The organism is Candidatus Symbiopectobacterium sp. (genome assembly GCF_020054415.1).
Classification (GTDB): domain Bacteria; phylum Pseudomonadota; class Gammaproteobacteria; order Enterobacterales; family Enterobacteriaceae; genus Symbiopectobacterium.
Genome location: NZ_JAHWCO010000363.1, coordinates 1 through 1,056, shown reverse-complemented (window position 1 = coordinate 1,056; position 1,056 = coordinate 1). Strand labels below are relative to the sequence as shown.

Here is a 1,056-nt window from a genome sequence, read left to right as displayed (position 1 = left end):
ACTGCGTCGTCCACTGTCGGGTAAACTCCGATATAAACGTTCTTTTCACCGTTCCATACATAAGCCCTGTAAGGGTTGTATTTGCTCTGGTGATGGTAAACCATTTTCGGCAGGCACTCGCGATGTGGGGCGATGACGGTTGAGGACTGCTGGTGAAGTTTCTTCTCGCACTCAATGAAATAACGGCGAACCTGACGGCCTTTGTCGTTGCGCTCCACCATTGCCAGTTCTTTGGCTGTGTCCAGAGTGAGGTGGTAGTCTTTGCGGTTGTGCCCGCCACGACCGGATATTTGCTTTCCAGAATTGGAAAGCAAAATATAGTCCTGATTTTCAAGGAATCCATATTCATTAAGACGTGAGGTAATCCACGCCGCAAACACCTTGCCTACACTTAAGAATTCATACAGATCGCGAGCATTGCAAAGTAATGCGGGTTCGTTTGAGATTGTGCCGTTAAAAACGGGGATAAGTTGATTAGTCATTTTTACATCCTGCTTTAACTGTTCATTTTCCCTCTTGTTCAGAGAGGGCGGTCGGGTACTTGAACACCGAAAGCAGACGGCCAGCAGTTTTTCCCGTAAGGGTGTTGTATGTGCTACTCGCTACCCGACCATAAACTATGGACGTAAAAAATCCGCATGTCTGTCGGGTGCGGTTTCCGCTGCTTTAGGTGTGTTCAGCACCTGTAGCGGACTATAGCCCCCGACTTCCTATAATGTCAATACTCAATAATTGCTTTGCAAAGAGGGCTTATCACCTTCTTTGCAAAACACCCGGCGTTTGGGCCGGGTGGTGAGTGGGTTAAATCAACGCTTCTGCGTCAGCGCCTTCGCTCATATTCTCGAAGTCATCCGGCGTCGCTATACCGCCGCCAGCGAAGGCGTCACCATCGCACAGGAACTGGACGCCGCCCAATGACGCGTTAATGCGTTTGCCGAAATTGTTATCCATCGCCCATATATCGATGGTGGCGTTAACGTAGCAACCGGCATACGGCTTGCCATCGGCGGCGGTCAGCGCGGAACGATCACGGTCGATAACCAGTGGTCGGGCTTT

General features: G+C 50.3%; 2 protein-coding genes. Both read right to left on the bottom strand.

Going from position 1 to position 1,056, the window contains the following annotated elements:
- Nucleotides 1–482: antA/AntB antirepressor family protein (locus tag QZ506_RS10720; RefSeq protein WP_291971009.1), on the bottom strand; the 482-nt coding region annotated here is incomplete at its 3' end.
- A 319-nt stretch (nucleotides 483–801) separates the two neighbouring features.
- Nucleotides 802–1,056: ssDNA-binding protein (locus QZ506_RS10715; RefSeq protein ID WP_291971008.1), on the bottom strand; the 255-nt coding region annotated here is incomplete at its 5' end.